The 8,366-nt window shown below is 72.2% G+C and carries 7 protein-coding genes; 1 reads left to right on the top strand and 6 read right to left on the bottom strand.

Annotated elements, in window-relative coordinates:
• Window positions 1-167 precede the first annotated feature (167 nt).
• Window positions 168-1,241, top strand: coding sequence for a non-hydrolyzing UDP-N-acetylglucosamine 2-epimerase (gene wecB, locus N869_RS10690; protein ID WP_035061388.1), 1,074 nt, complete (start codon window positions 168-170; stop codon window positions 1,239-1,241).
• A gap of 13 nt (window positions 1,242-1,254) precedes the next feature.
• Here wecB and N869_RS18790 read toward each other — a convergent pair whose 3' ends face one another.
• The 6 genes from N869_RS18790 to N869_RS10660 form a co-directional block, all read right to left on the bottom strand.
• Window positions 1,255-1,962 carry a lipase family protein gene (locus N869_RS18790; protein ID WP_269545881.1) on the bottom strand — a complete coding sequence of 236 codons (708 nt, stop codon included), beginning with the start codon at window positions 1,960-1,962 and terminating at the stop codon, window positions 1,255-1,257.
• Entirely contained in the window at window positions 1,959-2,699 is a 741-nt protein-coding gene (locus tag N869_RS10680; protein WP_052105405.1) for an alpha/beta fold hydrolase, read from the bottom strand. Before N869_RS10680 ends, N869_RS18790 begins: the two co-directional genes overlap by 4 nt.
• A gap of 9 nt (window positions 2,700-2,708) precedes the next feature.
• Window positions 2,709-5,042, bottom strand: a complete 2,334-nt coding sequence (locus N869_RS10675) for a putative bifunctional diguanylate cyclase/phosphodiesterase (protein ID WP_035061386.1) — start codon at window positions 5,040-5,042, stop codon at window positions 2,709-2,711.
• Window positions 5,043-5,157: 115 nt separating this feature from the next.
• Complete coding sequence (locus tag N869_RS10670; RefSeq protein WP_035061385.1) at window positions 5,158-6,330, bottom strand: polysaccharide pyruvyl transferase family protein; 1,173 nt, start codon at window positions 6,328-6,330, stop codon at window positions 5,158-5,160.
• Window positions 6,327-7,376, bottom strand: a complete 1,050-nt coding sequence (locus N869_RS10665) for a nitroreductase family protein (protein ID WP_198026046.1) — start codon at window positions 7,374-7,376, stop codon at window positions 6,327-6,329. The genes N869_RS10670 and N869_RS10665 overlap by 4 nt, the downstream gene beginning before the upstream one ends.
• A gap of 170 nt (window positions 7,377-7,546) precedes the next feature.
• Window positions 7,547-8,014 (bottom strand): CAP domain-containing protein, encoded by a 468-nt coding sequence (locus tag N869_RS10660; protein WP_035061384.1) that lies wholly within the window; start codon window positions 8,012-8,014, stop codon window positions 7,547-7,549.
• Between the last annotated feature and the right edge of the window lie 352 nt (window positions 8,015-8,366).

The raw sequence follows: 8,366 nt of genomic DNA, 5'->3' as shown, positions 1-8,366 counted from the left end.
GGCCACCTGATCCCCCGCGCAGAGGACCTCACCCACGCCCTCAGCACCGCCGACCTGACCATCCTGGTCCAGAACCACACCAGCTACGACACCACCACCCTCACCACCCACGCCACCCGCCTCTTCGACACCCGCGGCACCACCACACCCGGCACCGCACACCGACTGTGACCGGACCGTTCCTGCACGTCGTCGGCGCGCGCCCGAACTTCCCCAAGGCGGCGCCCGTGCTGCACGCGCTCCGTGACCGGGGCCAGGACCAGCTGCTGGTCCACACCGGCCAGCACTACGACGACGCGATGTCGCGGGTGTTCCTCGACGAGCTCGGCATCCCCCACCCCGACCGCAACCTCGCGGTCGGGTCGGGCACCCACGCCGTCCAGACCGCCGCGACCATGGTGCGTCTGGAAGAGGTGTTCACCGAGACCCGCCCCCGCACCGTCGTCGTGTACGGGGACGTGAACTCCACCGTGGCCGCCGCACTGGTCGCAGCGAAGCTGCACATCCCCGTGGCGCACGTCGAGGCCGGGCTGCGCAGCTTCGACCGCACCATGCCCGAGGAGATCAACCGCCTGGTCACCGACCAGCTCTCGGACGTGCTGCTCGCCACCAGCGCCGACGCGATCGACCACCTCACCCACGAGGGTGTACCCGAAGAACGCACCCACCTGGTCGGCAACCCCATGATCGACACGCTGCTGGCGAACCTGGACCGCGCCGACAACGACGCGGCCCGCGCCACCCACGGGCTCACCGGCGACTACGCCGTGGCGACCATGCACCGGCCGGCGAACGTCGACACCCCCGACCGTGCCCAGGCCGTGGTCGCCACCCTCCACGGAATCGCCGACCAGGTGGACGTCGTCCTGCCCCTGCACCCCCGGGCACGTCCCACCCTCACCGCCGCCGGCGTCACCGACCACCCCCGCGTGCACGTCATCGAACCTCGCCCCTACCTGGAGTTCATCGGCCTGGTGCGCGGTGCGCGGTTGGTCGTCACCGACTCCGGTGGCATCCAGGAAGAGACCACCGTCCTGGGCGTGCCCTGCCTGACGCTGCGCCCCAACACCGAACGCCCCGTCACGATCACCCACGGCACCAACCGGCTCGTGACGTTCGACGACGTCCTCGACCACGCGCAGGACGTCCTGGCGGTGCCCCGGGCCCAGACCTGGCCCGTCCCACCCCTGTGGGACGGCAAGGCCGGGCAGCGGATCGCCGACGTGCTCGTCGGCACCTGAACGGTGTGGACGGTCAGGGCCCGTCGTCCAGGACGCTGACCACCACCCCCACCAGGTCCGGGTCTGCCAAGGCACGGAAGTGCCCCGGAGTCCGCAGCACCACGTTCCGGGCCCCGGGCAGGTGGCTGCCCTGCGGGACGTGCGGGTCGAAGCAGCTGTAGGCCGAGACCACCCTGGCGTTGGGGGCCACGTCCCGGGCCAACGACATCACCGTCGGGTCGTCCGGGCGGAACGCCCGGAGCGCGTCCACCGGGAACCACCGGGCGTACACCGACCCCCCGAACGGGGTGTTCACCGCCACCATCGCCCGGACCCTGCCCTCGTCCCGGCCCATCAGGTGCTTGCCGATGAGCCCGCCCTTGCTGTGCGCCAGCAGGACCACGTCGCGCAGGTCACGGTCGCGCAGCAGACCCAGCACCGCGTCCGCGGCGGCGGGCACGGGCGCAGAGTTCCACGCGAGCTCGGGCAGCAGGTGCACCGCGTGCCCGCGCACGCGCAGACGCTCGGCGACCGGCAGCAGGAACCGCCACGGCTCGTACACACCGGGCAGCAGCACGACGTCCGGGGCCCGCGCCCCCTCACCGCGCAGGTAGTGGGCCGGGTCCGCGCCCCGTCGCAGCGCACGCACCTGCCACCCCAGCACGAACAGGTAGTCGAGCACCCACCACCAGCCCATCAGCACCCACCGGCGGGCGGCGCCGGCGACGTCCCGCGCCCTCACCACAGCTCCCGGCACACCGCAGCCACGACCTCGGGCCGGCGGAACATCGCGATGTGCCCCTCCCCCGGCACCTCCACCGTGGTCGCCGACGGCTGCACCTCGACCAGTGCGTCCAGGTACCGCCGTGGGGTGACCGGGTCCCGCGAGCCGCGCACCAGCACCACCGGCACCCGCACGTGCGGCAGGTGCTCCTCCAGGGGGTAGGCGAGGAGCTCGGGCAACGTCCGCAGGTACCAGCGCGGACCGCACCGCAACCAGTCCCTGACCATCAGCAGGTTCGCCCCGAACGACTCGTACCGCGTGTCCCGCAGCAGCCGCCACCCCTGCCTCACCGCCGACCGGGCGCCAGGCTCGGCGACCGGCCCCACGAGCACCGCCCCCGCGACCAGGCCCGGGTGACGCGACGCGAGCTCGGTGACCACCTGCGCCCCCATCGAGTGGCCCACCAGCACCGGTCGCTGCTCGCCACCGAGGAGCTGCTCGAGGAGGCCGGCCAGGACGTCCGCGTGCTCAGGCACCGTCAACGGCTCGGCCCGACGCGGGCTGGCCCCGAACCCCGGCAGGTCCGGCGCCACCACCGTCGCCCCAGCCCTGGCGAGGCTGACCCCCAGAGGCGTGAAGTAGCGCCGTGACACCCCGATGCCGTGCACGAGGACCGCTGCCGCGGGCCCGCCCTCCCAGACCGCCGTCACCACGTCCCGGTCCCGGACGGTGACGGCACGGACCTGCGGGCGCATCACCGCAAACTACGGCCGCGACGGCTCCTCGGCACCCTGACGCTGCGCAGGCACGGCAGCCGACCCCTCCCACCCCTCCAGGAGCACCCCGGGGACCCGTGCATGGATCTGCTCGATCAGCCCGGGGATCTGGGCCGCCGGCACCGGGCGCCCCAGGCCGAATCCCTGCGCAGCGAAGCAGCTCAGCTCGGCCAGCGCCAGCAGCGTCGAGTCCTCCTCCACGCCCTCGGCCACCACCGCCAGGCCCAGGTGCCGGGCCAGCTCGACCGTCGACCGGATGATCGCGGCGCTCGACGGGTCGTGGACCACGCCCGCCACGAACGAACGGTCGATCTTCAGACGTCGCAGCGGCAACCTCTGCAGGTACGCCAACGAGCTGTACCCCGTCCCGTAGTCGTCGACCGACAGCGTCACCCCCAGGCGGTCCAGAGCTCCCAGCACCTCGATCGACCGCTTCGGGTCGACCATGGCCATCGTCTCGGTGACCTCGAGCTCCAGGGCGGTGGCCGGCACCGCGTGCCGGTCCAGGGCGGCCGCCACGTCACCGACGAACGCCGGGTCCAGCAGGTTGCGGACCGACAGGTTCACCGCCACCGTCAGCTGCAGCCCCTGCGACCGCCACACCGCGCACTGGCGCAGAGCCGTGTCCAGCACGTACGCCGTCAACGGGCGGATCATCCCCGTCCGTTCAGCCGCTGGGACGAACGCCCCCGGCGGGACGAGCCCGTGCACCGGGTGCTGCCACCGGACCAACGCCTCGACCCCGATGACACGTCCCGTGACGAGCTCGACCTGGGGCTGGTAGTGCAGCACGATGTTGCGGGCCTTCAACGCGGCACGAAGGTCGCCCATCAGCTGCGACGTGGGCGCCAGGCCCGTCTCCATGCGCGCCGCGTACCGCGCCGTGCGCTCCGACCGGTCCCGCGCCGCGCCCAGGGCCACGTCGGCACGCGCGAGAAGCGTCTTCGCGCTGGACGCGTCAGACGGCGCCAGCGCCAACCCCAGGGCCACGTCGACCGTCACCGTCATCGTCGACACCACGCACGGCTCGGTGAACGCCTCCTGGATGCGCACCGCGTGATCCGCCGCAGCGGCCCCCGACCCCACGTCCGGGAGCAGGACCGCGAACGCCGCACCGCCCATGCGGGCCACGTGGCCGGAGTCGCCGACCGTCACCGCCAGGCGCTGCGCCGCGTGACGCAGGATCTCATCACCCGTCCGCGCGCCCAACGTCTCGTTGATCTCGCTGAACCGCTCGATCGACACCAGGAGCAGAGCCGCGGACCGAGGACGCAGACGGTCCAGCAGCTCCGACATGCGTGCGGTCAGACGCCGCGCGTTCTCCAGGCCCGTCACGTAATCGGTGTCGGCGAGCCCCTCCAACCGCTCAGACTTGGCACGAAGCCGTCTCAGCAGGTCCATCAACCGCGCCGCGATCAGCATCACCACCGCGAGCCCCGTCACACCGATCGCCGTCGTGTGGCGGCCGCTGCCGCTCACCCCCTCCACGATCGCGGCCACGGGGAGCGCAAGAGCGACACCGGCGATGACCACGATGCGCCCGGGCGTCCCCGCGCTGTCACGGTCACGGAACCGGAGGTCGTCAGCCACCGACGGGTGCAGGGCCGCCGCACCCCACAGGACGTAGCCGCTGGTCCACAGCAGGTCCAGGAACAGGACGTTCTCACCCACGAACGCCCACCGCTCCGTGGTCTGGAACAGCAGGTCGGCCGCGAGAACCAGCACGAACGACGCCATCAGCAACCGCAACGCCGCGCAACGCAGCAACGCCACGACCCCCAGGTGCACCAGCTGGGTGATGAGCACCGCCCCGCCCACCGGGTACGCCACACCCGTCAAGCGCGCGAGCAGCTCCCCGCCGCCATCGACCCAGGACGGCTCGATGAACACCATCCACATGCCCAGGCCGGCGACCACGGCCACGAGCAACGCATCGATCAGGGCCGTCGCATTCCGGTCGTCCCCGGTGCCGGCCGCCAGACGGTACAGCGCCAGAGCCAGGAGCGGGTACGCCGCCAGGTAGAACACGTCAGCGACCGAGGGGAACGGGTCCACACCCAGGACGTGGTCCAGCACCGCCCACGTCACGTCCCCCGCAGCCCACAGGGTCACGCCCCCGGCCATCATCAGCCACGGGGCGCGGCGCGAGGGCTCCACACGCCGCGCCCCCACCACCAGAGCGGCCGCAGCGGCCAGGGCGATCAGGGCGAAGAGCGCGTCCCGGGCCAGGCCGTAGGGCATCACGACCTGGGCGCCGGCAGCAGCACCACCGACGCCCAGGAACCACAACCACGCACGGCCCACCCGGATCACACCGAGCACATCGGCACCGTCGTGTCAGCCGTGAGGGGAGGGAGCGGTGCCACCGCCCCCCGTCACCCCCTGCAGCGGGTGAATCCCACCCCACGAGAGCCGGGTCGTCACCCGGGCGTGGTCCTCACACTGTGGCGGGCGTCGCAGCCAGGGGCCTCGGGGCCCCGGACAGGACCGACCCGACCACGTCCCACAGCTCCCCGAGCCTGGCCTTCTGCCCCTCGGCGTGGGAGCGGATCGTCACCGCCAGGTCACCGTCCTCCAGGATGCGGTCGATCCCGGCGAGGGTGTCAGCGCTGCCGGCCGTCGGGTCGCAGCACAGCTCCTCGACGCCGAAGTCCCGCGCCATCCACCGGTACTTGTGGCTCCAGCCGTGCACCACGCACGGCACCCCCTGGGACAACGAGCTGACCAGCGCGTGGAAACGCCCCCCGACGACCAGGCGGGCGGTCCCCAGCAGGCCCTTGAGCTGCAACCCGTCCAACCCCGACACCACCCGCATGCCGCCGACCATCCTGGCGACCTCCTCCAGGATCGCGGTGTCCTTGCGGCCCTCGTGCGACAGCCCGTAGGGCCGCAGACCCGCGGCCCGCACCCGCTCGACGGTGTCGACCAGGGTCTGCAGGTACTGGGCCCTGCCCTCGGGCCCGTTGCGCTCGGCGATGTTCCAGTTGGGGACGATCGCGACCCCACCGGCTAGCTCGGCAGCGACCGCCGGGACCCGCCCGGTCATCGCGACCGTGAAGTCCGAGAACGTCATGACCTGCGGCAACCGGGACGCCGGGAGCCCGGAGGACTCCAGCAGCGCGCTGACGTGCGACGCCGACTCCGGCTCGCGCGGCACGACCAGGTCCGAGGACGTCAGCGCCAGCAGGGTCGGCTCGGCGGTCTTCGCGAACGGGCCGAACGCCTGCGGCATCATCACCACCGGCGCCCCGGACCGGTGCCAGTACGACTGGTACTGCGCCGAGTGCGCCAAGGGCAGGTGCTCCCACTGGTCGGCGTACCGGAACCCCGAGATGTCCAGGACCGCATCGACGTCGCTGGCCATCAGGTACGGGACCCACCCCCGGACCGACGGAGGGATCACGTTCGGGCCACGGCGACCCAGCTTGCGACCCACCTTGGGGGTCCACAACGTGTCGACCCCCAGGGCGCGCTTGCGCCGCTCGTCCCCGTTGCGCAGGTCCATCACCGGGCAGGCGTCGAAGCGCTCCCGCAGCTCCTTCACGACGCTCGCGAGCATCAGGTAGGCACCCTTGTTGACGAAATTCCCACCCGTGATCAGAACCTTCATCGCACACCTCCGTCGATTGCGCCCACACGGGCCTCGGACCTGCGGAACTGCCGGACCGCGTCCAGCTGCCTCTTCCCCGAGAACGGGACCTCACCCTCAGGGTCCGCGTACCCGTACGCGATGAGCATCACGACCCGCTCGTGCGCAGGCAGGCCCAGGACCCGCGCCATCGCGGCGTCCCTGCTGCGGATGTCCGGCCAGTTGATGCAGCACGTGGACACCCCCTGCGCCTCCAGGCCCAGGACCAGGGACATCGCCGCCAGACTCCCGTCGATGTACGGCAGGTGCCGGTCACGCTCGTCGAAGTACGCGCTCCAGTCCCCCACCACCACGATCACCGACTGCAGCTGCTCGGCGTAGCCCTGGGTGCCCATGGGGATCGAGGCGACGTCCAGGACGTCCGCGTCGTCCACCACCACGAACCGGTACGGCTGACGGTTGCAGGCCGTCGGTGCCTCCCGCGCCACGGTCATGGCGGTGTCGACCACCTCACGCGGCACGCTCTCGGGAAGGAACCAGCGCACCGACCGCCGGTTGACGGCCAGCTGACGCAACGCCTCGACGTCCACCACGCCCGCCCGGGTCGCGGGGCGGTCCGGGCCGCTGGACGGGGTGAGCTCGTGAGGCGGAGGCACGACCGACCCGGCCTCCAGCATCGCCTGTCGCGCCCGCACCACCGCAGGGTCCGGCGAGGACGCCGTCGCCGCGAAGTAGGCGGCGAGCACGTCCCGCACCCAGCCGGCCTCCTCCTCGCCCAGGGACGGCCCGTGGCTGCGCCACGCCTGGACCGTCTGCTCGATGTAGCCGGCGGCGAAGGTCTCGCGGCGCGGCCTCATCGTGAGGCCCTTCTCGATCATGTGGACGTTGCGCACCAGCTGGTACCTGTTGGTGCCCGACGCCTGGTGCTGCCGGTAGACCGCCATCCCACCCTGGACCGCAGCCATCTCGCGGTCGAACGCGGTGCTGAGGCAGCGGTAGTACACCCTGCCGTCGACCCACCCGAAAAGCTTGCCGATCATTGATTTGATCGATCCCAGTGACACCATCTGTTCCCCCTGCTCGGACCGGTGCGGCCTAGCCCTGCGCACGACGGTCACGGTGGTGCCGCCGCGACGTCGCAGGACAACTATCGCCATGACCGGCACCGCGCCGTCAAGGCGGCATGACTCACAGACCGCGCGACAACGACGCCGATGTCAGAATTCTCCGGGTCCGCTCATGTCTCGGCCCCCAGAAAGACCTGCGCGCACAGGACACGCTCGCCGTCCGGCACGCACCCCACGCCCACCCGCTGCAGGTCCACGTCCACGATGTTGGCCCGGTGACCGTACGACGCCATCCACGCCCCAACCACGTCCGACGGGTCACTGGCAGCGCGGCTCAGGTTCTCGGCCGCGAGCTGGACGGGCCCGCACGCGGCGAACACCTCGTCCATCGCGGCGTGGGTCAGCTCCTCCTGCCCGACCAGGGCCGCCGCCCGCTGACGGGCCACGTCGGCGGCACAGCCCGAGACCTCCAGGTCCTCGAGCCCCTCGGCCCCCCGGGCCCGGTTGGTGTGCTCCACGACCTGCGAGGCGTACGCCTGCATGTCCACGTGGGTCGCCGCGACCTGGGGCCCCGACGATCCCGCCCCCGCGCACCCCACCACCGCGGCGAGCAGCGCAGCCGATCCCACCGCCCGCACCCGGCTCCACGACCGCCGGGCCGGGGCGCGGATCGCCAGGACAGATCGCACAGGAGGGGCGACGTAATGCACCGGCAACATCGATCCAGACCCATTTCCTCGGCGTGAAGAATGCAAAATGAACACGGGGAGAATTCTGCCGCCCCGGGGAGCCCGGGCCGCGCCATGAAGGCCGGGACCCCGCAGGGACCCGGCCTTCATGGCTGTGGTGCGTGCGAGGTCAGACGTTCGCCTGGGCCTCACGACGGCGTGCCAGCACGACGGCGGCGACGCCGGCGAGCAGCAGGGCACCGGCCCCGGCCGCCAGACCGGCACCGTCGAGTCCGGTCGCGCTCAGCACCGGTGCGCCGGG

It is taken from the genome of Cellulomonas bogoriensis 69B4 = DSM 16987 (assembly GCF_000767165.1).
Classification (GTDB): domain Bacteria; phylum Actinomycetota; class Actinomycetes; order Actinomycetales; family Cellulomonadaceae; genus Actinotalea; species Actinotalea bogoriensis.
The sequence above is the reverse complement of the archived record's forward strand: the minus strand, read 5'-3'. Positions and strand labels throughout refer to the sequence as shown.

What these genes read in the sequence shown, in the direction of transcription:
- N869_RS10680 (WP_052105405.1), bottom strand. Translation starts at nt 2,699, where the DNA reads ATGCGCCCGCAGGTCCGTGCCGTCACCGTCCGGGACCGGGACGTGGTG.
- N869_RS10665 (WP_198026046.1), bottom strand. Translation starts at nt 7,376, where the DNA reads ATGGTGTCACTGGGATCGATCAAATCAATGATCGGCAAGCTTTTCGGG.
- N869_RS10670 (WP_035061385.1), bottom strand. Translation starts at nt 6,330, where the DNA reads ATGAAGGTTCTGATCACGGGTGGGAATTTCGTCAACAAGGGTGCCTAC.